General features: G+C 34.2%; 14 protein-coding genes and 2 pseudogenes. 12 read left to right on the forward strand and 4 right to left on the reverse strand.

Annotated features, from left to right (window positions below; translation table 11 throughout):
* The first annotated feature begins 103 nt into the window (after positions 1 to 103).
* From BN863_RS09810 to BN863_RS09845, 8 genes are all read left to right on the forward strand, one after another.
* The gene (locus BN863_RS09810) at positions 104 to 1,939 is read left to right on the forward strand and encodes a DEAD/DEAH box helicase (RefSeq protein WP_038530038.1); all 1,836 of its coding nucleotides are present in this window, start codon (positions 104 to 106) and stop codon (positions 1,937 to 1,939) included.
* Between the two features lie 85 nt (positions 1,940 to 2,024).
* The gene (locus tag BN863_RS09815; RefSeq protein WP_038530040.1) at positions 2,025 to 2,798 is read left to right on the forward strand and encodes a carboxypeptidase-like regulatory domain-containing protein; all 774 of its coding nucleotides are present in this window, start codon (positions 2,025 to 2,027) and stop codon (positions 2,796 to 2,798) included.
* A 299-nt stretch (positions 2,799 to 3,097) separates the two neighbouring features.
* Positions 3,098 to 4,867 (forward strand): AMP-dependent synthetase/ligase, encoded by a 1,770-nt coding sequence (locus BN863_RS09820; protein ID WP_038530043.1) that lies wholly within the window; start codon positions 3,098 to 3,100, stop codon positions 4,865 to 4,867.
* Positions 4,868 to 4,987: 120 nt separating this feature from the next.
* Positions 4,988 to 5,440: a MarR family winged helix-turn-helix transcriptional regulator gene (locus tag BN863_RS09825; protein WP_038533448.1), complete on the forward strand. Its 453-nt coding sequence runs from the start codon at positions 4,988 to 4,990 to the stop codon at positions 5,438 to 5,440.
* Position 5,441: 1 nt separating this feature from the next.
* Entirely contained in the window at positions 5,442 to 7,850 is a 2,409-nt protein-coding gene (locus BN863_RS09830; protein ID WP_038530044.1) for a 3-hydroxyacyl-CoA dehydrogenase/enoyl-CoA hydratase family protein, read from the forward strand.
* A gap of 130 nt (positions 7,851 to 7,980) precedes the next feature.
* Positions 7,981 to 9,171 carry an acetyl-CoA C-acyltransferase gene (locus BN863_RS09835; RefSeq protein WP_038530046.1) on the forward strand — a complete coding sequence of 397 codons (1,191 nt, stop codon included), beginning with the start codon at positions 7,981 to 7,983 and terminating at the stop codon, positions 9,169 to 9,171.
* A gap of 46 nt (positions 9,172 to 9,217) precedes the next feature.
* Entirely contained in the window at positions 9,218 to 9,577 is a 360-nt protein-coding gene (locus tag BN863_RS09840) for a four helix bundle protein (protein WP_038530047.1), read from the forward strand.
* A 50-nt stretch (positions 9,578 to 9,627) separates the two neighbouring features.
* Positions 9,628 to 11,436 carry an acyl-CoA dehydrogenase family protein gene (locus BN863_RS09845; protein WP_038530051.1) on the forward strand — a complete coding sequence of 603 codons (1,809 nt, stop codon included), beginning with the start codon at positions 9,628 to 9,630 and terminating at the stop codon, positions 11,434 to 11,436.
* Between the two features lie 131 nt (positions 11,437 to 11,567).
* Here BN863_RS09845 and BN863_RS09850 read toward each other — a convergent pair.
* Positions 11,568 to 12,765: pseudogene (locus BN863_RS09850) on the reverse strand (IS256 family transposase).
* A gap of 130 nt (positions 12,766 to 12,895) precedes the next feature.
* Positions 12,896 to 14,722, reverse strand: coding sequence for a glycoside hydrolase family 15 protein (locus tag BN863_RS09855; RefSeq protein ID WP_038530054.1), 1,827 nt, complete (start codon positions 14,720 to 14,722; stop codon positions 12,896 to 12,898).
* A gap of 80 nt (positions 14,723 to 14,802) precedes the next feature.
* Between BN863_RS09855 and BN863_RS09860 the strand changes: the two genes are divergently transcribed.
* The 4 genes from BN863_RS09860 (at position 14,803) to BN863_RS09875 (ending at position 21,389) form a co-directional block, all read left to right on the forward strand.
* Positions 14,803 to 17,013, forward strand: a complete 2,211-nt coding sequence (locus tag BN863_RS09860; protein ID WP_038530055.1) for a bifunctional alpha,alpha-trehalose-phosphate synthase (UDP-forming)/trehalose-phosphatase — start codon at positions 14,803 to 14,805, stop codon at positions 17,011 to 17,013.
* A gap of 8 nt (positions 17,014 to 17,021) precedes the next feature.
* Positions 17,022 to 18,362, forward strand: a complete 1,341-nt coding sequence (locus tag BN863_RS09865) for a M28 family peptidase (RefSeq protein WP_038530058.1) — start codon at positions 17,022 to 17,024, stop codon at positions 18,360 to 18,362.
* Positions 18,362 to 20,023 carry a M1 family metallopeptidase gene (locus BN863_RS09870; protein ID WP_084817513.1) on the forward strand — a complete coding sequence of 554 codons (1,662 nt, stop codon included), beginning with the start codon at positions 18,362 to 18,364 and terminating at the stop codon, positions 20,021 to 20,023. The genes BN863_RS09865 and BN863_RS09870 overlap by 1 nt, the downstream gene beginning before the upstream one ends.
* A gap of 169 nt (positions 20,024 to 20,192) precedes the next feature.
* A complete protein-coding gene (locus tag BN863_RS09875) occupies positions 20,193 to 21,389 on the forward strand; it encodes an IS256 family transposase (protein WP_038527458.1) in 1,197 nt (398 codons plus the stop codon).
* A 76-nt stretch (positions 21,390 to 21,465) separates the two neighbouring features.
* Here BN863_RS09875 and nagB read toward each other — a convergent pair whose 3' ends face one another.
* Both nagB and BN863_RS09885 read right to left on the reverse strand, forming a co-directional pair.
* Positions 21,466 to 23,394 carry a glucosamine-6-phosphate deaminase gene (gene nagB, locus BN863_RS09880; protein ID WP_038530059.1) on the reverse strand — a complete coding sequence of 643 codons (1,929 nt, stop codon included), beginning with the start codon at positions 23,392 to 23,394 and terminating at the stop codon, positions 21,466 to 21,468.
* A 93-nt stretch (positions 23,395 to 23,487) separates the two neighbouring features.
* Positions 23,488 to 24,717 (reverse strand): annotated as a pseudogene (locus tag BN863_RS09885) (exo-beta-N-acetylmuramidase NamZ family protein).
* Between the last annotated feature and the right edge of the window lie 26 nt (positions 24,718 to 24,743).

A 24,743-nucleotide genomic window follows, 5' to 3' on the forward strand; every position in this document is an offset into this window, starting at 1 on the left:
ATTCCTCAGAGAGAGGATGTGTTACTTGGAAGTTTAAGGTTAAGTATGTCGATTCCCTTCTTATGTAACACTTACATAGTTTAATCGAATACTTATTACAAGAATGAACACATTCCAAGATTTAGGTCTTAATGACGACCTATTGCGTGCTATTACCGATATGGGTTTTGAAACTCCAAGTGAAGTCCAAGACAAAGCCATCCCATTATTATTAGAAAGTGAAATAGATTTAGTTGCATTAGCACAAACAGGAACAGGTAAAACTGCTGCGTTTGGTTTCCCAATGCTTCAAAAAATTGATATCGATAGTAGAACCACTCAAGGATTAATCTTATCGCCTACTCGCGAACTTTGTTTACAAATTACTAACGAACTTAAAGCTTACGGTAAATACTGTAAAGGTTTAAACGTTGTTGCTATTTACGGTGGATCTAGTATCCAAGACCAAGCAAGAGAAGTAAAACGTGGTGCACAAATTATTGTTGCAACGCCAGGTCGTATGAAAGATATGATTAGCCGTAACATGGTTGATATTTCTAAGATTACCTATAGCGTACTTGATGAAGCAGATGAAATGCTTAACATGGGTTTCAAAGAAGATATTACAGATATTTTATCGCATACACCTACAGATAAAAACACATGGTTATTTTCTGCAACTATGCCAAAAGAAGTTGCAACTATAGCTAAAAAATTCATGCATAATCCTACCGAAATTACTGTAGGAAATAAAAACGAAGGTAGTACTCAAGTATCTCACGAATATTATTTAGTGAACGCTAGAGACCGTTACCAAGCTTTAAAACGTTTAGCAGATGCTAACCCAGATATTTTCTCTGTTATTTTCTGTAGAACGAAGCGTGATACTCAAAAAGTAGCAGAACAACTTATAGAAGATGGTTATAACGCTGGAGCACTTCATGGTGACTTAAGTCAAAACCAACGTGATTTAGTAATGAAATCGTTTAGAAATCAGCAAATCCAAATGCTTGTTGCAACAGATGTTGCTGCACGTGGAATTGATGTAGACGATATTACTCACGTTATCAATTACCAATTACCTGACGAAATCGAAACGTATAATCACCGTAGTGGTCGTACTGGACGTGCTGGTAAAACAGGAATCTCTATGGTAATTGTGTCTAAAAGTGAAGTTAGAAAAATTAAAAGTATAGAGCGTATCATTAAAAAAGATTTCATCAAAAAAGAAATTCCAGACGGAATGGAAATTTGTGAAGTTCAATTAATGTCTCTTGCTAACAAAATACACAGTACCGAAATCAATCCTGAAATTGATAAGCATTTAGATAGTATTAATACATTATTTGCAGATACAACTAAAGACGAATTAATTCAGAAATTTTTCTCTGTAGAATTTACAAGATTCTTTAACTACTACCAGAAATCTAAAGATTTAAATGTAGCTGAAGGAAACTCTAGAGAAAGAGAAGGAAGAGAACATGTAGGTAACGATAATGCTGCTCGTTTCTTTATTAACGTAGGTAGCCGTGATGGTTTCGACTGGATGAAACTAAAAGATTTCTTAAAAGAAGTTTTAGAATTAGGTCGTGACGATGTCTTTAAAGTAGATGTTAAAGAGAGTTTCTCTTTCTTTAATACAGAAAAAGAACTTAAAGAAAAGGTTTTAGCATTCTTTACAGATTACAAGCACGATGGTCGTTTTGTTAATGTTGAAGAAACAGAAAACAAAGGCGGCGGCGGTGGTCGCGGCGGAAACAGAAGTCGTGGTGGCGGCGGTGGTCGTAGAGATAGAAAAGATGGTGGATTTAGAGGCGACAGACGTTCAAAATCTGGAGGAGAAGGAAGAAGAAGAAATTCTGATTCAGACTCTAAACCAAGACGCTCTAACTCTAGCACTAGTTCTGAAAGAAGAAGTGATTCATCATCTTCATCAAGACCTAGACGTTCTAGACGCTAAACTTTCTGTTAATTTTTAGTCAAAAGAATAGGTCTTTTTCTAAATTGTGCTTTAGTTTGCTACTTTTACGTCTAACAATATTATAATGAAATATACATTTTTACTTTTTACCTTATTATTAATGTCTACTGCTGTCTTCGCTCAAGAAGAGGCTAACACTAATGTAATGGGGGTAATTATTAACGGTTCTAACGATGAACCTTTAGAAGGTGTAAATATTGTAAACATAAATCAAGTCTCTGGAAGCACAACAAATACTAAAGGTGAATTTCAAATCGCTGCGCGAGCAAACGACACCCTTCACCTATCTTATTTAGGTTTTAAATCTATTAAAGTAAGAGTAACAAACGACTGGATAAAATTCGGAAGTTCTACAATTGCCTTAACAGAATTAGCATTAGCATTAGAAGAAGTTATTGTAAATCAATTTAGATTAACAGGTTATTTAGAAGTAGATATTGCACAAGTACCTATAAACAATAATTATCAGTATAGTATTTCTGGATTACAAAACGGATATGAAGCTGGTAAAAGTACAGGTGTTAATAAAATTTTAAGTTCTATATTTAATCCTGCCGATTTCTTATATAATACCTTCGGAAAGAAGCCTCAGGAAATGAAAAAGCTGAAGCAAATGAAACAGAGCGACGAAATTCGAAACTTATTATCCTCCAGATTCGACCGCGAAATGTTAATGGTATTATTACAAGTAGATCGAGTCGATTTAGATGAAATTGTAAGACAGTGCAACTACTCTAAAGACTTTATTAATACAGCAACGGATCTTCAAATACTTGATGCTATAAGCGGATGTTATGAAGAATACAAAGTTCTCAGCCGAGGGCGAGGTAAATCCTAATACTAATAAATTTCAAAAAAAGACTGTCTATATAGACAGTCTTTTTTTTGCACTAATTATATCTACAAGAATTAGAGCAGATTCTTTAAAAAAAACATCCGAATTCATAAAAAAATGCTAAATATTTTAAATTGAAGATTGAAAGTTATCAAAAAACAATCTTCAATTATTAAATTCTTACTATATTACCACTAAAATAATAATATTAACAATTAAATAGTTACTCAACCCTTAAAAATTCAGTAAACGCAATGTCTTTCAAAAAGAAGATTTTGTAATACTGATGCACTAAACAATACATGATAAACATAACACGACTATTTGACTTTCCTTATTATCAGTTGGAAAAGTATAATTTAAATAAAGCTTTATCTACTAAGTACGGAAATAAATGGGTATCCATTTCTACACAAGAGTATATAAATCAAGCAAACGCTATAAGTAGAGGTTTACTTCGACTTGGAGTTAAACCAAACGATAAAATTGCAATTATATCAACAAATAACAGAACTGAATGGAATGTTATGGATATTGGTATACTTCAAATTGGTGCGCAAAATGTACCAATCTATCCAACAATTTCAGAATCAGATTATGAATATATTTTAAATCATTCAGAGTCTACATATTGTTTTGTTTCAGACCAAGATGTTGTAGATAAAATTAATGCAATTAAAAGAAATACACATTTAAAAGGTGTATACACGTTCGATGACATAAAAACCGAAAAGAACTGGAAAGAAATCTTAGAATTAGGTAAAGATAAATCTAATCAGCTTGAAGTTGAAGCTAAAAAGGCTAATGTAAAGCCAGACGATTTAGCTACCATAATATATACCTCTGGAACTACAGGTACACCAAAAGGTGTTATGTTATCACATAACAATCTTGTAAGTAATGTTTTAAGTAGTGAAAAACGAGTGCCTTTCGATTACGGAAAATCAAGAGCATTAAGCTTCTTACCTATCTGCCATGTTTTTGAACGTATGCTTTTATATCTATACCAATATTGTGGCGTAGAAATTTATTTTGCAGAATCTATAGAAAAAATGAGTGATAACTTAAAAGAAGTTCATCCTCATGTCATGACTGCTGTACCTAGATTATACGAAAAGGTATACGATAAAATTGTAGCTAAAGGCGGTGAATTAACAGGTATAAAGAAAGCTTTATTCTTTTGGGCAATTTCTTTAGGACTTAGATACGAACCTTATGGTAAGAATGGTTGGTGGTACGAAAAGCAACTTAGTCTAGCCAGAAAACTAATTTTCAGTAAATGGAAAGAAGGTTTAGGCGGAGATATACAATTAATGGTTTCTGGGAGTGCACCTTTACAATCGCGATTAACACGAACATTTGCAGCAGCAGGAATGCCAATAATGGAAGGTTACGGCCTAACAGAAACTTCCCCAGTAATATCTGTAAACGATGAAAGAAATTTTGGTTTTAAAGTTGGAACTGTTGGAAAACTAATCGATAAAGTTGATGTTAAAATAGCAGAAGATGGTGAAATTCTTGTAAAAGGTCCAAATGTAATGTTAGGCTATTACAAAGATCCGGTAAAAACTGCAGAAGTTATGACAGGAGAGTATTTCCATACTGGAGATATTGGAGAAATTGATAGCGAAGGCTTCTTAAAAATTACAGACCGTAAAAAAGAAATTTTTAAAACAAGTGGAGGTAAATATGTAGCACCAGCAGTATTAGAAAACCGATTAAAACAATCTCGTTTTATAGAACAAGTTATAGTAATTGGTGAAGGAGAGAAAATGCCATCAGCTTTAATTCAACCTAATTTCGATTTTATTAAAGAATGGGCTAAACGCCATGATATCGATTCTACTAATATTGTAGCCTTATGTAAAGACGAACGTTTATTAGATCGTATTCAATCGGAGGTTGATCATGCCAATAAGAAATTTGGAAAATGGGAACAAATAAAAGTGTTTAAATTAACACCAGAACTCTGGTCTATAGAAGATGGACACCTTACTCCTACTTTGAAGTTAAAACGAAAAAACATCAAAGAAATCTACAAAAATTTAATAGAATCGATATATCGACCTTAAATTATTAAACTCTCTATCTATTTAGAGAGTTTTTTTTGTGATTAATTTTAGTTAAAATTATACTATTTATTATGCATGCATAATATTATTTCCTATATTTGGATTAGACAAAAATTGGAAATGAAAGATAAAACAATCGATTATGTTTTACGAACTACTTGGTTAGCTGTTACAAAAATGTACAATGAACAAGGCGCAAAATTTGACAGCACCATGGCCACAGGTTTCGCATTACTAAGTATCGATCCCGAAAAAGGAACACCATCGACATCGTTGGGACCTAAAATGGGAATGGAAGCGACTAGTTTATCCAGAATTATTAAAAACTTGGAAAAACAAGGACTTATAGAACGTAAGCCAAACCCCGAAGATGGTAGAGGCGTTTTAATTTACTTAACCGAAATGGGTAAAGAAAAAAGAGATTTCTCTAGAGATCGCGTTTTAATTTTTAACGAAGCAATTAAAAAGAACATTTCTGCCGAGAAAATTAACCATTTTTATGAAGTGGCAGAAGTTATAAACGATTTAATTTCAAACAAAAAAATATATACTAACGAAAGCATTTTAAAATAAAATGAGTACACGTAGAATAAAAAAAGTAGCCGTTATTGGTTCCGGTATTATGGGTAGTGGTATTGCATGTCATTTCGCCAATATTGGTGTGGACGTACTATTACTAGATATTGTACCTCGCGAACTTAATGCTACCGAACAAGCAAAAGGATTAACATTACAAGATAAAGTTGTAAGAAACAGAATGGTAAACGATTCGCTTACCGCTGCTTTAAAATCTAAACCCTCTCCTATTTATCATCAAAAATTTGCAAGCCGTATTACGACTGGGAATTTAGAAGACGATATTGCGAAGGTTAAAGACGTAGATTGGATTATTGAGGTGGTTGTTGAACGCCTAGATATCAAAAAACAAGTGTTCGAAACGCTCGAGAAACACAGAACACCAGGAACTTTAATTACATCGAACACTTCGGGTATTCCAATTCACTTTATGAGTGAAGGACGTTCAGAAGATTTTCAGAAACACTTCTGCGGGACGCATTTTTTCAACCCTGCACGTTACTTAAAATTATTCGAGATTATTCCTGGACCAGAAACGAGTCAAGACGTTTTAGACTTTTTAAATAGTTATGGTGAACAATTTTTAGGAAAAACATCTGTTGTTGCTAAAGACACGCCTGCTTTTATAGGAAACCGCGTTGGAATCTTCAGTATAATGAGTTTATTTCATGCTGTTAAAGACATGGATTTAACCATAGAAGAAGTCGACAAATTAACAGGACCAGTAATTGGTCGTCCAAAATCCGCAACCTTCCGTACGGTAGATGTTGTCGGACTTGACACTTTAGTTCACGTCGCTAACGGCTTGTATGAAAATGTTCCTAAAGACGAACGTCACGACCTCTTTAAATTGCCAGATTTCATTAGTAAAATGATGGAAAATAAATGGCTGGGAAGTAAAACAAAACAAGGATTCTATAAATTAGAACGTCATAAAGATGGCACTAAAGATATTTTGTCATTAGACTTAAATACTTTAGAATATCGTCCAAACAAAAAAGCAAATTTTGCAACTTTAGAATTAACGAAAACGATTGAAAAGGTTGTAGACCGTTTTAAAGTTTTAGTAGTAGGAAAAGATAAAGCTGGAGATTTTTATAGAAAAAACTTCGCGGCCTTATTTGCTTATGTTTCTAACAGAATTCCAGAAATAACAAATGAACTCTATAAAATTGACGATGCTATGAAAGCTGGTTTCGGATGGCAACATGGTCCGTTTCAAATCTGGGATGCTATTGGTGTTGAAAAAGGAATTGAAATTATGAAAGCTGAAGGTTTTGAACCTGCTGCTTGGGTTAACGATATGTTAGCTTCTGGAGTATCATCCTTCTATGCTATAAAAGATGGCGCATCTTATTTTTATGATATCCCATCTAAAAAACAAGAAAAAGTGCCTGGTCAAGATGCCTTCATTATTTTAGATAACATTAGAAAATCAAATGAAGTCTTCAAAAACTCAGGTGTAGTTATAGAAGATTTAGGTGATGGTATTTTGAATTGCGAATTCCAATCGAAAATGAATACCATTGGTGGCGATGTTCTAGCCGGAATTAATAAAGCTATAGATTTAGCTGAAAAAGATTTCCAAGGTTTAGTTGTCGGAAATCAAGGTGCGAATTTCTCTGTTGGTGCCAACATCGGAATGATTTTCATGATGGCCGCCGAACAAGAATACGACGAGCTTAATATGGCAATTAAGTATTTCCAAGATACTATGATGCGTATGCGTTACTCATCTATCCCAACAATTTCTGCACCTCATGGCATGGCTTTAGGAGGTGGTTGCGAATTATCGCTACATGCCGACAAAGTAGTTGCTGCTGCAGAAACCTATATGGGACTTGTAGAATTTGGAGTTGGTGTGATTCCTGGAGGTGGCGGTTCTAAAGAAATGACTTTAAGAGCACAAGACACTTTTAAGAAAGGTGATGTAGAATTAAACACACTTCAAGAATACTTCTTAACAATAGGTATGGCTAAAGTATCTACCTCTGCTTACGAAGCTTTCGATTTAGGTTTACTTCAACACGGAAAAGATGTGGTTGTAGTAAATAGAGACAGACAAATAGCAACAGCAAAAGCGCACGCTAAATTAATGGCTGAATCAGGTTACACCCAACCTATAAAACGTACCGATATTAAAGTTCTAGGAAAACAAGCCTTAGGAATGTTTTTAGTAGGAACAGATTCTATGGAAGCGAGTCATTACATTAGTGAACACGATCAGAAAATAGCTAATAAATTAGCATACGTAATGGCTGGTGGTGATTTATCTGAACCAACTTTAGTCAACGAACAATACTTATTAGATTTAGAGCGTGAAGCCTTTTTAAGTCTATGTACTGAACGTAAAACTTTAGAACGAATTCAGCATATGTTGAAAACCGGAAAGCCTTTAAGAAACTAAAATCCCCTCTGCCTAAAGGCATCTCCCCAAAGGGGAGAAAAAAGAGCGGTATAATATAAAATGAAGTCTAAAATTTAAATAAAACTCCAAACAAACTCCCTCTCCTTCGGAGAGGGCTGGGGAGAGGATTATGAAACAAGCATATATAGTAAAAGCATATAGAACCGCTGTAGGAAAAGCTCCTAAAGGCGTGTTCCGATTTAAAAGAACCGATGAATTGGCAGCAGAAACCATCAAATATATGATGAAAGAACTGCCAGAATTGGACCCAAAACGTATAGACGATGTTATTGTTGGTAACGCCATGCCAGAAGGCTCGCAAGGTTTAAACATGGCACGTTTAATCTCTCTTATGGGATTAGATATTGTAGATGTTCCTGGAGTTACCGTAAACCGTTTTTGTTCTTCTGGAATTGAAACCATTGGAATGGCAACAGCAAAAATTCAGTCTGGAATGGCCGACTGTATCATAGCAGGTGGTGCCGAAAGTATGAGCGCTGTACCTATGACAGGTTTTAAACCTGAATTAAATTACGATATCGTAAAAGCAGGTCACGAAGATTACTATTGGGGCATGGGAAATACAGCTGAAGCGGTGGCAAATCAATTTAATGTCTCACGCGAAGACCAAGATGAATTTGCTTTCAATTCACATATGAAAGCCTTAAAAGCACAAGCGGAAAATCGTTTTCAAGATCAAATCGTTCCTATAGAAGTAGATGAAACCTATATCGATGCCAATGGTAAAAAAGCAACTAAAACCTATACGGTGACAAAAGATGAAGGTCCAAGAAAAGGAACAAGCATTGAGGCCTTATCTAAATTAAAAGCAGTATTTGCAGCAGGCGGAAGCGTAACGGCAGGAAACTCTTCGCAAACTAGTGATGGCGCCGCTTTTGTAATGGTTATGAGTGAGGATATGGTAAAAGAATTAAATCTTGAACCTATTGCGCGTTTAGTAAATTATGCTGCTGCAGGTGTAGAACCTCGTATTATGGGAATTGGCCCTGTTAAAGCCATTCCAAAAGCATTAAAACAAGCCGGTTTAAAACAAAGCGATTTAGACCTTATTGAATTAAACGAAGCATTTGCATCTCAATCTTTGGCGGTTATTCGTGAATTAGATTTAAATCCAGATATTATAAATGTAAATGGTGGTGCTATTGCATTAGGACACCCTCTTGGATGTACTGGAGCTAAACTATCTGTTCAACTCTTTGACGAAATGCGTAAACGTGATATGAAAGGTAAATACGGTGCTGTAACCATGTGCGTAGGTACTGGGCAAGGTGCTTGTGGAATTTTTGAATTCCTTAATTAAGATGAAAGATAACAGAGCATAGAAAATTGAAAAAAGGACACAATAGATGAGTACTCGTCATAATTATAAGAATTTAAAAATTTGGATACTAGGGTTGGAAATTGCTAATGATATTTCTGATTTATTGATAGATTTTCCAAAATATGAATTGTACAATTTAAGTTCTCAATTAAGCAGGTGTTCTATATCAATACCAAGCAACATTGCAGAAGGTTCGTCTAGAACAAACAAATCTTTTGGTCATTTTTTAAACATTTCTTTAGGCTCATCTTTTGAATTAGGAACGCAATTATTAATAAGACATCACAGACAATATATAAAACAAGAAAAATTAAAACAATTAGAAAATAAATTAGAAGAATTTCAGAGAATGACAATGAGTTTTCAAAACGGCTTAAGTCAATAATCTATACTCTTTATTCTATTATCTATTTTCTCTAATACAAACTACTAAACATGGAAACTACAGAAAAAGATATCCTTCGCGGCGGGCAATTCCTTATAAAAGAAACCTTAAGTGAAGATGTGTTTACTCCAGAGGATTTCTCTGAAGAACAAAACATGATGAAAGAGGCCGTTATAGAATTTAACGACCGTGAAATAATTCCGAATAAGGCAAGATTCGAAGCTAAAGATTATGCACTTACCGAAGACGTTATGCGCAAAGCCGCAGAACTTGGTTTCTTAGGTGTTTCGGTACCTGAAGAATATGGTGGACTTGGAATGGGATTTGTATCAACTATGCTTACTTGCGATTATATCTCTAGTGGAACAGGATCTTTTAGTACAGCTTTTGGTGCACATACAGGAATTGGAACAATGCCAATCACCCTTTACGGAACAGAAGAACAAAAACAAAAATATGTCCCAAAATTAGCTACAGGTGAATGGTTTGGTGCTTACGCATTAACAGAACCAGGTGCTGGTAGCGATGCCAACGCTGGAAAAACTACCGCAAAAGTATCTGACGATGGTAAATCGTACGTAATCAACGGACAAAAAATGTGGATTTCAAATGCTGGTTTTTGTAGTTTAATGATTGTGTTTGCGCGTATTGAAGACGATAAAAATATTACTGGTTTTATTGTTGAATATGATAAAGAAAATCCAAACGGAATCACTCTTGGTGAAGAAGAGCATAAATTAGGAATACGTGCATCATCTACACGTCAGGTATTTTTTAACGATACCGTAGTGCCTTCAGAAAACATGTTAGCAGCTCGTGGCGAAGGTTTTAAAATTGCCATGAATGCATTAAATATTGGACGTATTAAGCTTGCTGCAGCTTGTTTAGATTCGCAACGTCGAATTACCACACTTGCGGTACAATATGCTAACGAACGTAAACAATTTAAAACGCCTATTGCAGATTTTGGAGCTATAAAACTAAAACTTGCTGAAATGACTACCAATGCTTACGCTGGTGAGTCTGCATCGTATAGAGCGGCTAAGAATATAGAAGACCGTATAGCTATGCGTCAAGCCGCAGGAAACTCGCATCAAGAAGCAGAGCTAAAAGGTGTTGAAGAATATGCTATTGAATGTTCTATTTTAAAAGTAGCTGTATCTGAAGATGTACAACATTGTGCAGACGAAGGTATTCAAATTTTTGGTGGAATGGGATTCTCAGAAGACACGCCTATGGAAGCTGCTTGGAGAGATGCTAGAATTGCACGAATTTACGAAGGAACTAACGAGATAAACCGTATGCTTTGCGTAGGAATGTTAGTTAAAAAAGCTATGAAAGGTCATGTAGATTTATTAGGTCCAGCAATGAAAGTTCAAGAAGACTTAATGGGTATTCCTTCTTTCGACACTCCAGATTTTTCTGAATTATTATCGGAAGAAAAATCAATGATTGCCAAGCTCAAAAAAGTATTCTTAATGGTGGCTGGTGCAGCTGTTCAAAAATTTGGACCAGCTCTAGAAGAACATCAGCAATTATTAATGGCTGCTTCAGATATCATGATTGAAATTTATATGGCAGAATCTGCAATCTTAAGAACAGAAAAGAATGCTAAACGTTTTGGTGAAGATTCTCAGAAAGTACAAATCGCAATGTCTAAATTATACTTATACCAAGCGGTAGATATTATTGAGAAAAAAGGTAAAGAAAGTATTATTTCTTTTGCTGAAGGCGATGAACAACGCATGATGTTAATGGGACTTAAACGCTTTACAAAATATGTAAACTATCCAGACATAGTAGATTTAAGAAACGAAATCGCAGAAAAAGTAAAATCAGAAAACAAATATTGTTTCTAAACATATTGCATTGACTAATTCAAATTCTTTTTAATTAAAAGGGCCAATTCATTATTTTGAATTAGCCCTTTTTACTTATTAGGACACTATCCTAAAAAGTGTGTAAGTTCAAAATTTCAGGGTTAGGTTATTTATAACTTAATCCTGTTTTCAAATATAGCTAAAAATTGATTTAGTATCACTCCCCAATTTCTGATTGGCATGGTCCATTTTTTAGTGCTTTCTCTCAAAGCTAAAAACACGGATTTCATAACTGCTTCATCGGTTGGAAACGAGAGTTTGTTTTTTGTGTATTTCCGTATCTTTCCATTTAGGTTTTCTATAAGATTTGTGGTGTAGATTATGGTTCTTATTTCAATAGGAAAATCAAAGAATACTGTAAGCTCATCCCAATTATTTTCCCAACTTTTAATGGCGTAAGAATATTTAGAATCCCATTTAGTTTTGAAGTCATTTAAAGCAGCTTTGGCAGCTTCTTTTGTAGGAGCAGTATAGATTTGCTTCATGTCACGAGTAAATTCCTTTTTGTCCTTCCAGACCACGTAACGACACGAATTTCTTATTTGATGCACAACACAAATTTGAGTCGTTGATTTCGGAAAAATAGTTTTAATAGTATCCGTAAATCCATTTAAATTATCGGTAGCTGTGATAAGTATATCTTGAGTTCCTCGAGCTTTAATATCGGTTAAAACACTCATCCAAAAGGCTGAAGATTCATTTTTACCTAACCATAATCCTAGGACTTCCTTTTTGCCATCTGTTCTCAGGCCTACTGCAATATAAATAGTCTTGTTTATGACTTTAGAGTTTTCCCTAACTTTAAATACGATGCCATCCATCCAAACAATTAGGTAAGTGGCCTCCAAAGGCCTGTTCCGCCAAGCAATAACATCTTCTGTAATCTTATCTGTAATCCTTGAAATAGTGGATGTAGAAATATTAAAATCGTACAGCTCACGTATTTGTTCTTCAATATCACTGTTACTCATGCCTTTGGCATAAAGCGATATAATAATATTTTCGATGCCTTCTGTTGTACTTTCTCTTTTCTTTACAATTAAAGGATTAAAAGGAACTATCACGGTCTCGAGGAACTTGAATCTCTGTTTCTCCTAAAACGGATTTTAATTTCTTTTTAGTGTAACCATTTCGAAGGTTGGCTGCTTTACTTTTTTTGTGCTTATCGTAGTCTAAATGGGCATCTAGTTCCCCTTCTAGTAACTTCTCAATACCACGTTTGTGCAACTGTTCTAAAAAGGATGTTAGCTCTGGTGCATTCTTGAATTGTTTTAAAAAGTCTTCGTTTAATAAATCTTCTGGTTTCATAAGTGTGTAAAAGTTAAAATTAATGAATAAAAAAATCTCAGATTAATATTTAACCTGAGATTTTAAAACTTACACAGTTTATGAGATACTGCCCTTATGAGAATCTATATATAATATGATTAAAGTAATTTTATAAATTATCACTTTCGTCTACATGCTCACGCATAGACTCCATAACTTTCTCTTCATCTGTTACTGTAGATAAATTAATAGCGGTCTCAATTAGCGCTAAGTGAGAATAAGCTTGTGGGAAGTTCCCTAACAATCTTTTGGTTTCAAAATCGATATCTTCACTAAACAATCCTAAGTGGTTACTATACGACAAAAGTTGATCAAACAGTGTTTTTGCTTTTTGCTCCTCACCTATTTTATATAAACTATTTATAAACCAGAATGTACAAATTGTAAACGACGATGATGGTAATCCGAAATCATCTTTGTTTTTATAACGATACAGTAATCCATCGTTGCTTAAGTCGCGTTCAATTCCTTTTACAGTACTTACATATTTAGGATCTTTAGCATCAATAAATCCGTAAGGTTCCATTAATAATACAGAAGCATCTAAATCGTCTGAACCATAAGATTGCGTAAAAGCTTGAACTTTATCGTTCCAAGCATTCGTCATAATATCAGCCTTAATTTCTTGTTCTAAAGGAATCCATTTTTTCAACTTAGCCGTTTTTCCTAAAATTTCTGCAACCTTAATTGCCTTATCTATGGCAACCCAACACAACACTTTAGAGAATGTAAAATGACGTTCTTCTGTTCTAAACTCCCATATCCCTTTATCGGCTTCTTTCCAGTGCTTGTTAACCACCCAAACAATACCTTTTGTAATGGTCCAAATTTCTTCACCGTTTTCAATATCGGTACTAAAACTAACCAATTGTTGGTGAATCACATCCATTAAAATACCATAGATATCGTTCTGTCTTTGCTCGTAAGCTGCATTTCCAACACGTACGGGTTTAGACCCTTTGTAACCACTTAAATGGTCTAACGTTTCTTCGGTTAACTTCTTTTCTTTATTAATTCCATACATGATTTGAAGTTTCTCATCCTTATCTGGAATTAAATCAATAATGAATTTTAAATAACGTTTTGCAATATTTTTATGTCCTAAATGCGACACAACTTTTACAACCATAGAAGCATCTCTAATCCAACAAAAACGATAATCCCAATTACGAACTTCGCCTATAGTTTCTGGTAAAGAGGTTGTTGCTGCTGCTAAAACAGCTCCAGATTTATCGTAAGTTAAAAGTTTTAATGTAATTGCACTTCTGTTAATTTCTTGAGTATATCGTTCGTAAGCTGGAGTTTTACTCATCCAATTTAACCAATACACTTTGGTGCGTTCAAACTCAATATAAACCTTCTCTACATCGGGTTTAAAAATTTTCTCGTTATAACCCAGAACAAAATAAGCGTCTTTAGTCAGTTCTATTTCATCTGCATTTACAACTGCATTTTTGTCTAAATCGGTGTACAAAAATAAAGTGTCAAATTTTTCCTTATCGGTTAAACTAACAATAAAATCATCTTTAATATAGGTATTCGTTTCTCCTAAAGCATATTCTAGTTTCGGGTTATAATCTACAGTGAATTTTGGACTACCACTTTTATATTTTATAAATCGAATAATTTCTGGTGGCGATTGATAACCGCCTGCAGTTTTATGGTATCTAGGCATAAAATCGAAAATATCGAACGCATCATTACCGTTATTAAACGACGTTACTAATATTGCTGTATTACTAAGATACTCTTGTGTAACCGTATAACTGTCGTCTACAGAAATCCCAAAATGACCTCCAATATTTTCATCTAAAAGTTTCGCAAAAACGGAACTTGAGTCGAATTCTGGCAAACAACACCAATCAATAGAACCTGTTTTAGAGATGAGTGCAGCACTTCGGCAATTTCCTATAATTCCATAATCTAAATTATTCATTAAATCTTCTTTTTATATGGTTAGCAACCTATTTTTCTTTAAATTAACGAAAAACTTATTGCTAATCAAAATCGAACTTCATGAATAAGACTATTATAGTCTCGAATAGACTCCCTTTACAAGTAAAATTAGAAGATTCTAAGCTAGAAATTAAACCAAGTATTGGCGGTTTGGCAACAGGAATGAAATCTGTACATGCCGAAGGCAATGGTATTTGGATTGGTTGGTCTGGATTAACAGAAGAAGAACTTACTCCTAAATTAAAAAAAGAAATAAAAAAAGAGGTTACTAAAGAAAAATGTGTAACTGTACCTCTAACAACCGAAGACATAGATAATTTCTACCTCGGTTTCAGTAATAAAACCCTTTGGCCATTGTTTCATTATTTTATGGAATACACCTCTTTTGAGAGTTCGGAATGGGAATCTTATAAAGAAGTAAATCAAAAATTTGCCGATGCGGTCCTTGAAAATGTTAACGATGGCGACACCGTTTGGGTGCACGATTATCAGTTACTATTACTTCCAAAATTAATTAGAGATAAAAAACCGAATATATCTATAGGTTTCTTTTTACATATCCCTTTTCCATCTTTCGAAATTTTTAGAACGTTTCCTTGGCGTGAAGAATTATTGGAAGGTATGCTTGGAGCCGACTTAATTGGATTCCACACCTATGATTATGAACGACACTTTTTAAGCTCTATTAAACGTATTTTAAGACTTGATGTCAATTTTAATAATATCGATTATCTAGATCGTACAGTTAAAGTAGACTCCTTCCCTATGGGAATTGATTATGATAAATTCTACAAGGCTGCTTTAGCAAATAATAGCCAACTAAAAAAAGAACGTACAGAATTACAGCGCCGATTAGACGAGCATATAAAATCTGCTTCCGATGCTAAAATCATATTATCAATAGATCGATTAGATTATACCAAAGGAATTCCTAACCGATTAAAAGCTTTCGAATATTTTTTAAATAAATATCCTCAGTTTAAGGAAAAAGTACGCTTAATATTATTAGCTGTACCATCGCGATCAAATGTACCTCAATACCAAAAATTAAAACGAGATACAGACGAATTGGTTGGCCGAATTAATGGTGAATTTTCAACAGTAAGCTGGACACCAATCTGGTATTTTTACCGTTCAATGCCTTTCGAAAATTTAATAGATTTATATACCACTTCAGATATCGCATTAATTACACCGGTAAGAGATGGAATGAATTTGGTTGCTAAAGAATACGTAGCCACAAGAACCAATCAAGATGGTGTGTTAATTTTAAGTGAAATGACGGGAGCTTCTAAAGAAATGAATGAAGCCCTTTTAATTAACCCGAATAATTTCGATCAACTTGCTGATACCATTAAGCAAGCCATTGAAATGCCGCTTGAAGAACAACAAAATAGAATCAAAATTCTTCAACAACGTTTAGAACGTTATAGTGTTGAAAAATGGGCAGAAGAATTCTTAAAAGCCTTAGACTCTACTAAAAACAAAGAAGATATATTTATTTCTAAGCGTTTGGATAAATCTTTAAAAAAGGACATTTCTAAAACCTTTAAAAAAGCTAAAAAGAAACTATTATTACTAGATTTTGATGGCACATTAGTCGGTTTTAAAGATAATCCAAAAGATTGCAAACCCGACACTGAATTATTGAATTTACTAGATAAATTACATGCTATAGAAGGTGTTAAACTGGTTATTATTAGCGGAAGAGACCGTGAAACTTTCGAAGAATGGTTCGCAGGAAAAGACTATACGTTAGTTACAGATCATGGTGTTTGGCTTAAAGAAAAAGACAAGGATTGGATGATGCTAGAACATCTTAAAAACGATTGGATGGAAAACATTCTACCTGTTTTAGAAACCTTTGTAGATAGAACACCAGGAACATTTGTTGAAAAGAAAAAATATTCCTTGGCTTGGCATTACAGAAAAACCGATCCCGAATTAGGACAAGTTAGAAGTATAGAGCTTAATACGGTACTTAATAGTTTAATTGAAAACCATGGGCTTACAGTTCTAAAAGGTAATAAGGTTACAGAAATTAAAAGTAGTAATGTAAATAAAGGTCGTGCCGCATCGCGTTTATTAACACAAGAAGAATACGATTTTATGTTTGCTATTGGAGATGACTGGACAGACGAATATATGTTTGAAGAATTACCAGAAACTGCTTGTACCGTAAAAGTTGGCTTTAAGAAAACAAGTGCTAAATATCACATTAAAAACACCGATGAAGTTCGTGAATTATTAAACATGTTTACGAAATCTTAAATTAATTTATGAAATACCGTATATATTTATGTCTAATTTTAGGCATTAATACCCTATTGGTCTCAGGTCAGAACCTGCAGCAAATTTATAATATTATTGATGCTGTTTCGGCAAATCGGATAAAACAAGATGTAAAAACACTTACCGAGTTTGGTACCCGTAACACCTTTAGCGATACCGTTTCTAAGACCCGAGGTATAGGTGCTGCTAGACGTTGGATTAAAAGTGAATTCGATGCTATTTCTAGCACCTGTAACTCGTGTTTAAATGTTTTTTATCAAAAAGATTTGGTGACTAAAAAAGGAAACTCGAGAGTACCACATGATGCCTGGGTGGTAAACGTTGTAGCGGTACAAAAAGGGACAAAATATCCAAACCGCTATATTATTATGAGTGGAGATATCGATTCTCGTGCTAGCGATACTATGGATTTTACTACAGACGCCCCTGGAGCTAATGATAATGCGTCTGGAATGGCAGGAACCATCGAAGCCGCTCGGGTGTTATCTCAATATACCTTTGAAAATAGTATAGTTTATCTGGGCTTATCTGGTGAAGAACAAGGTTTATTTGGAGGTGCAGGTTTTGCTGCCTATGCTAAAGTTAACAATTGGGATATTATTGGCGTATTTAATAACGATATGATTGGTAATATTGAAGGTGTTGATGGCGTTATTGACAATAGGTCGTTTAGAATATTCTCAGAACCAGTTCCCCCTACAGAAACTGAACAGGAACGCAAAATGCGTCGTTTTTATGGTGGTGAAGTCGATGGTATATCTAGACAATTAGCCCGGTACGTCTATAAAACTACCAAAACGTATATGCCAGAAATGAACCCTATGATGATTTATAGATTAGATCGTTTTGGAAGAGGTGGCCATCACCGTCCGTTTAACGATTTAGGATTTGCGGGAATCCGAATTATGGAAGCTCACGAAAATTACACACAACAACATCAAGACGTTCGTACCGAAAATGGCATTAATTATGGCGATACTTTCGAACATGTAAATTTTGAATATAATAAAAAATTAACCACTGTTAATGCCATAAATCTAGCCTCATTAGCCAATGCGGCACCTGCACCTACAACTGTTGCCATTGGTGGTATTGTTGAAGCTGCTGCTAAATTAAAATGGAATGCAGTAGAAGGTGCTGTGGGTTACAAAATTTATTGGCGAGATACCACATCTCCAACTTGGGATTATAGTAGAACTGTTGGTAATGTTACGGCATTTACTTTAGACGGTATTGTAATTGATAATTTCTATTTTGGTGTTGCTTCTATTAACGAAAATGGCTTTGAAAGCCCTGTAGTTTTCCCTAACAGTATTATTAAGAACTAATGATTTTAAAATTTTCAACTTTGAAAAAAAGAACAATTCTATTACTTTCTTTTTTATGTTTAACAACCACTGCATTTAGTCAGTTATTATCCGATAAAGAGAAGTTTACCCTTCAAGACACACTTCGCGGAAGTATTACTCCAGAACGTGCTTGGTGGGACTTAACATATTACCATTTAAATGTGGAAGTAAAACCAGAAGACAAATTTATTTTAGGTAAAAACACCATTCAATACACGGTTTTAAAACCTAATAAAGTATTACAAATAGATTTACAGACGCCCTTAAAAATTACTAAAGCAATCCAGGATGGTGAGTCTTTACAAATCGTTACTAACGGAAATGCACATTTTATAACCCTTACAACACCTCAGCCAATAGGAAGTAGGCATACAGTTGATGTATATTATGAAGGCAATCCTAAAGAGGCAATTAGAGCCCCTTGGGATGGTGGATTCTCTTGGAAAAAAGATGATAATGGAAATGATTTTGTTGCGACATCTTGTCAAGGTTTAGGTGCTAGTGTGTGGTGGCCATGTAAAGATCATATGTACGACGAAGTAGATAGCATGGACATTAGCATTACAACACCTAAAGGATTAACCGATGTGTCTAACGGTAGACTTACCGATACAAAAACGTTACAAGATGGTAGAAAGACCTTTATATGGTCTGTGAAAAATCCGATAAATAATTATGGTGTAAATGTAAATATTGGTGATTATGTACATTTTTCTGAAGTTTACCCTGGAGAAAAAGGACCTTTAACTATGGATTACTACGTGTTACGAGACAATCTTGAAAAAGCGAAGAAGCAATTTAAAGACGCACCTAAAATGATGAAAGCTTTCGAACATTGGTTTGGACCGTATCCGTTTTATGAAGATGGCTTTAAACTAGTAGAAGCCCCATATTTAGGCATGGAACACCAAAGTTCTGTAACTTACGGTAACAATTTTGAAAACGGTTATTTAGGAAGTGATTTATCGGATACAGGATGGGGACTAAAATTCGATTTCATCATTATTCATGAAGCAGGTCACGAATGGTTTGCGAATAACATTACCAATATAGATATTGCAGATATGTGGATTCACGAAAGCTTTACAGCATATTCAGAAAGTCTGTTTCTGAATTATTATTACGGAGAGAAAGCTGCTTCAGAATATGTTATTGGAACTCGTAAATCAATACTAAATGATAGACCATTAATAGGTGAATATAATGTAAATCATGAAGGTTCTGGAGATATGTATTATAAAGGAGCTAATATGCTTCATACCTTACGCCAGTTGATAGACGATGACGAAAAATGGAGACAAATTTTAAGAGGAATGAACAAAACCTTTTATCACCAAACTGTCAGCACTAAACAAATTGAAGATTATTTAAGCAAAGAAACAGGAATTGATTTAACCGAATTTTTCAATCAATATCTAAGAGACGTCCGTATTCCTACTTTAGAATATAAGTTAGAGCATAACACTTTAAAATACCGTTGGACTAATATTGTAAACGGTTTTGACATGCCTATTCAAGTAATTTTAGACGAAAAATCAGAATGGATACAGCCTACAAGCGCATGGAAAACATTAACTCTTAAAAACACATTCAACTTTAAAATTGATGATGATTTTTATGTAGACTATAAGCAATTGTAGTATAGTATAAAAAAGCATTTACAATCAATTTCTCTTTAAAACTATAAAAATTGATTGTAAATGTTAAATTTTGAAAGGCAGTATCTCATAAACTGTGTAAGTTTTAAAATCTCAGGTTAAATATTAATCTGAGATTTTTTTATTCATTAATTTTAACTTTTACACACTTATGAAACCAGAAGATTTATTAAACGAAGACTTTTTAAAACAATTCAAGAATGCACCAGAGCTAACATCCTTTTTAGAACAGTTGCACAAACGTGGTATTGAGAAGTTACTAGAAGGGGAACTAGATGCCCATTTAGACTACGATAAGCACAAAAAAAGTAAAGCAGCCAACCTTCGAAATGGTTACACTAAAAAGAAATTAAAATCCGTTTTAGGAGAAACAGAGATTCAAGTTCCTCGAGACCGTGATAGTTCTTTTAATCCTTTAATTGTAAAGAAAAGAGAAAGTACAACAGAAGGCATCGAAAATATTATTATATCGCTTTATGCCAAAGGCATGAGTAACAGTGATATTGAAGAACAAATACGTGAGCTGTACGATTTTAATATTTCTACATCCACTATTTCAAGGATTACAGATAAGATTACAGAAGATGTTATTGCTTGGCGGAACAGGCCTTTGGAGGCCACTTACCTAATTGTTTGGATGGATGGCATCGTATTTAAAGTTAGGGAAAACTCTAAAGTCATAAACAAGACTATTTATATTGCAGTAGGCCTGAGAACAGATGGCAAAAAGGAAGTCCTAGGATTATGGTTAGGTAAAAATGAATCTTCAGCCTTTTGGATGAGTGTTTTAACCGATATTAAAGCTCGAGGAACTCAAGATATACTTATCACAGCTACCGATAATTTAAATGGATTTACGGATACTATTAAAACTATTTTTCCGAAATCAACGACTCAAATTTGTGTTGTGCATCAAATAAGAAATTCGTGTCGTTACGTGGTCTGGAAGGACAAAAAGGAATTTACTCGTGACATGAAGCAAATCTATACTGCTCCTACAAAAGAAGCTGCCAAAGCTGCTTTAAATGACTTCAAAACTAAATGGGATTCTAAATATTCTTACGCCATTAAAAGTTGGGAAAATAATTGGGATGAGCTTACAGTATTCTTTGATTTTCCTATTGAAATAAGAACCATAATCTACACCACAAATCTTATAGAAAACCTAAATGGAAAGATACGGAAATACACAAAAAACAAACTCTCGTTTCCAACCGATGAAGCAGTTATGAAATCCGTGTTTTTAGCTTTGAGAGAAAGCACTAAAAAATGGACCATGCCAATCAGAAATTGGGGAGTGATACTAAATCAATTTTTAGCTATATTTGAAAACAGGATTAAGTTATAAATAACCTAACCCTGAAATTTTGAACTTACACACTTTTTAGGATAGTGTCTTTTGAAAGATTGTTTACTATCATTTTTTAAAAATGCCATCTCACAAAGGCTTCCATAGCCGCATAATGAGCTAACCCTAATAAATGATAAATCTCTGCTGTTTCGCCATTTCTATCTTCTGCACGTTGCCAAAATTCTCTACTATCTGCCCCTTGAAACACGACACCATCCTTTTGAGATTGATGCTTAAATATTCCATGACGCTTTTCCAATACTTGGTCAGGACTCATTGGTACTGCCATTTCTATCTCATCTACATTCCACTCTTGCCATGCGCCTCTGTACAACCAAACCCAACAGTCTTTCATATACTTTTTTGGTTTTAGTGCTTTTACTGCTGTAAATATCGCATCTAAACAGACCTTATGCGTCCCGTGTGGATCGGCTAAATCGCCCGCTGCATAAATTTGATGTGGCTTTATCTTATCGATTAATGCCATTGTCAACTCGATATCTTCATCACCTAAGGGTTTCTTTTCTATTGCTCCGGTTTCATAAAATGGCATTTCCATAAAATGGATGTGGGCATCTGGTAAGCCAATAAATTTTGCTGCTGCATGAGCTTCTCCTTTTCGTATTAACCCTTTTATATAACGCACTTCTGGGATATCTATCTCACTCCCTTTTTTATTCTCTAAAAAGGCAACTGCTTTTTTATAAATGTTCTCGGCCTCTAAACTTTCAATACCAAATTTAGCATTATAATCGCATACAAATCCTGCAAAACGTAATGCCTCATCATCTGAGACAGCTATGTTTCCAGAAGTTTGATAACCAATATGTACTTCGTGACCTTGTTCTTGTAAACGCTTAAAGGTTCCTCCCATACTTATCACATCATCATCTGGATGCGGACTAAATATAAGTACACGTTTCTTTGCGGGTTCTGCACGCTCCGGACGTTTAGAATCGTCTGCATTGGGCTTGCCTCCTGGCCAACCTGTGATGGTATTTTGTAGTCTGTTAAAAATCTTAATATTTATATCGTAAGCAGGTCCTGAATCGGCTAATAAATCACTCATACCGTTCTCTATATAATCGGCATCTGTAAGCATTAAAATCGGTTTCTTTAAATGTAATGCTAAGCCTAGAACTGCTTTTCTAATTAACTTATCTGTCCAAACTATTTTCTCGACTAACCAAGGTGTATTGATACGTGTTAACTTTGATGATGCTTCTTTATCTAAAACAAACGTAACATTATCATGTTCTTGTAAGAATGATGCCGGAACGAGATTAGTTACTTGACCTTCTACCGATTGTTTTATAATATTAGATTTACCTTCTCCCCATGCCATTAAAATAACACGCTGAGATTCCATAATTATTTTAACTCCTAAAGTAATTGCGGTTCTTGGGGTATTATTTAAACCTAAAAAATCGCTACTTGCCGCTACTCTTGTAATGTGGTCTAAGGCTACTAATCGTGTTTTTGAATTTTGTAGTGAACCTGATTCATTAAAACCGATATGTCCATTTCCTCCAATTCCTAATATTTGTAAATCAATACCTCCTAAAGCTTCAATCTTAGATTCGTAAGCATCGCAATAATCAGCGATTTCCTCTTTTGATAAAGTACCGTCTGGAATATTACAGTTTTCTGGTAAAATATCGACATGATTAAATAGAAGCTCTTTCATAAATCGCACATAACTATTTACTGAATCTGGCTCCATAGGATAATATTCGTCCAAGTTAAAAGAAATCACATTCTTAAAACTTAATCCTTCTTCCTTGTGTAGACGCACTAATTCTGCATATAGCCCTTTTGGAGATGACCCTGTAGCAAGACCTAAAATACAAGGTTGCTTTTGTGATTGTTTAACCTTAATTAAATCGGCAATCTCCTTAGCTACTGCCTTTGATCCTGAATTAGAATTTTCGTAAACTACCGTTCCTATATTTTCAAATCGCTTTTCAAATCCTGTGGCTTTGTCTATATTACTTTTTAGCATAATATTTTGTTTTATTGTGATTTGTATCTCTATTTATTTACTCTAATTTCTATTTTGTGTATGCTATAATTAAAGCCTATTTCAATTCCTTAATTATTTATATAGCAAATATTTTACTCTTCTCTCTTTAAATTCATCTAATCCCAATTGCCAAATCTCTTTAATAGCACTAGCAGACAATCCGTTTTCTATTTCTTTTTGTAATCTTTTAGTTCCTGCCAATTTCGAAAAAAACGGATTAAAAAAAGAAGCTTTATCTAATGAAGAGTTATAAGCTGCCATTAACCAATCTAAATTTATAACATTGTATTTTTCTTCATTCATCAAATCCATCCCATAGCATAATTCACCGTTATATTTTGGTGTTTTTGAGCCAAAATTTGGTCGTGGTGTAAAACTAAAATCGAAAGGTGAATTTGGAAGCGTAGGCGCTCCAAAAACCTGAAACTGCATTTCTGTACCTCTTCCACAACTAACTATTGTTCCTTCAAAAAAACAAAGACTTGGATATAAATTAACAGATACTGCATTTGGCAGATTTGGAGAAGGCTTTATAGGTAAAGCATATTCAGAATCATGTGTATATCCATTTAGCAAAACTACTGTCAAATCACACTGAACCTCATTATTCAACCATTTTTCACCGTTAATCATTTTTGCATATTCACCAATAGTCATTCCATAAACAACAGGAACAGGGTGCATCCCTACAAAACTTTTAAGTTCCGCTTCAAGTATTGGCCCATCTACATAATGTCCATTAGGATTTGGTCTGTCTAATACAACTACAGGAATATTCAACTCTGCACAAGCTTCCATTATATAATGTAATGTAGATATATAAGTATAGAAACGCACCCCAACATCCTGGATATCGAAAATCATAATATCTATATCTTTTAAATTTTCTTTTGAAGGCTTACTATTTGTCCCATAAAGTGATACAATAGGTAGCCCTGTTGCAGCATCTACCCCATCAACTATATGCTCACCCGCATCTGCTCTACCACGAAATCCATGTTCTGGTGCAAACACTTTTTTTACATCAATATTTAATAGCATTAAAGAATCTACTAAATGGATTTACTGAGATTGATTATCTCCTTTAAAAATAACACTCGTTTGATTTGCAGTAACACCTACTTTTTTTCCTTTCAGTAAAGGTAAATACACATCGGTTTGATTTGCTCCAACACTAATTAACTCCTCTTTATCTTCCAACGCAGTCATCTTCACTTTAGTAACAGCTCTATTTATCTGTTCAGAATTACCGTTACAAGACAAACATGTAATAATTAAAATTATAAGACTAAAAATCTTCATTATTATAAACTTTAATTAAATGAATT

Origin of the sequence: Formosa agariphila KMM 3901, assembly GCF_000723205.1 — a bacterium.
Classification (GTDB): domain Bacteria; phylum Bacteroidota; class Bacteroidia; order Flavobacteriales; family Flavobacteriaceae; genus Formosa; species Formosa agariphila.

Excerpts from the sequence above, each read along its gene's own strand:
- BN863_RS09810 (WP_038530038.1), top strand. The coding sequence starts at position 104 with ATGAACACATTCCAAGATTTAGGTCTTAATGACGACCTATTGCGTGCT.
- BN863_RS09815 (WP_038530040.1), top strand. The coding sequence starts at position 2,025 with ATGAAATATACATTTTTACTTTTTACCTTATTATTAATGTCTACTGCT.
- BN863_RS09820 (WP_038530043.1), top strand. The coding sequence starts at position 3,098 with ATGATAAACATAACACGACTATTTGACTTTCCTTATTATCAGTTGGAA.
- BN863_RS09825 (WP_038533448.1), top strand. The coding sequence starts at position 4,988 with ATGAAAGATAAAACAATCGATTATGTTTTACGAACTACTTGGTTAGCT.
- BN863_RS09830 (WP_038530044.1), top strand. The coding sequence starts at position 5,442 with ATGAGTACACGTAGAATAAAAAAAGTAGCCGTTATTGGTTCCGGTATT.
- BN863_RS09835 (WP_038530046.1), top strand. The coding sequence starts at position 7,981 with ATGAAACAAGCATATATAGTAAAAGCATATAGAACCGCTGTAGGAAAA.
- BN863_RS09840 (WP_038530047.1), top strand. The coding sequence starts at position 9,218 with ATGAGTACTCGTCATAATTATAAGAATTTAAAAATTTGGATACTAGGG.
- BN863_RS09845 (WP_038530051.1), top strand. The coding sequence starts at position 9,628 with ATGGAAACTACAGAAAAAGATATCCTTCGCGGCGGGCAATTCCTTATA.
- BN863_RS09855 (WP_038530054.1), bottom strand. The coding sequence starts at position 14,722 with ATGAATAATTTAGATTATGGAATTATAGGAAATTGCCGAAGTGCTGCA.
- BN863_RS09860 (WP_038530055.1), top strand. The coding sequence starts at position 14,803 with ATGAATAAGACTATTATAGTCTCGAATAGACTCCCTTTACAAGTAAAA.
- BN863_RS09865 (WP_038530058.1), top strand. The coding sequence starts at position 17,022 with ATGAAATACCGTATATATTTATGTCTAATTTTAGGCATTAATACCCTA.
- BN863_RS09870 (WP_084817513.1), top strand. The coding sequence starts at position 18,362 with ATGATTTTAAAATTTTCAACTTTGAAAAAAAGAACAATTCTATTACTT.
- BN863_RS09875 (WP_038527458.1), top strand. The coding sequence starts at position 20,193 with ATGAAACCAGAAGATTTATTAAACGAAGACTTTTTAAAACAATTCAAG.
- nagB (WP_038530059.1), bottom strand. The coding sequence starts at position 23,394 with ATGCTAAAAAGTAATATAGACAAAGCCACAGGATTTGAAAAGCGATTT.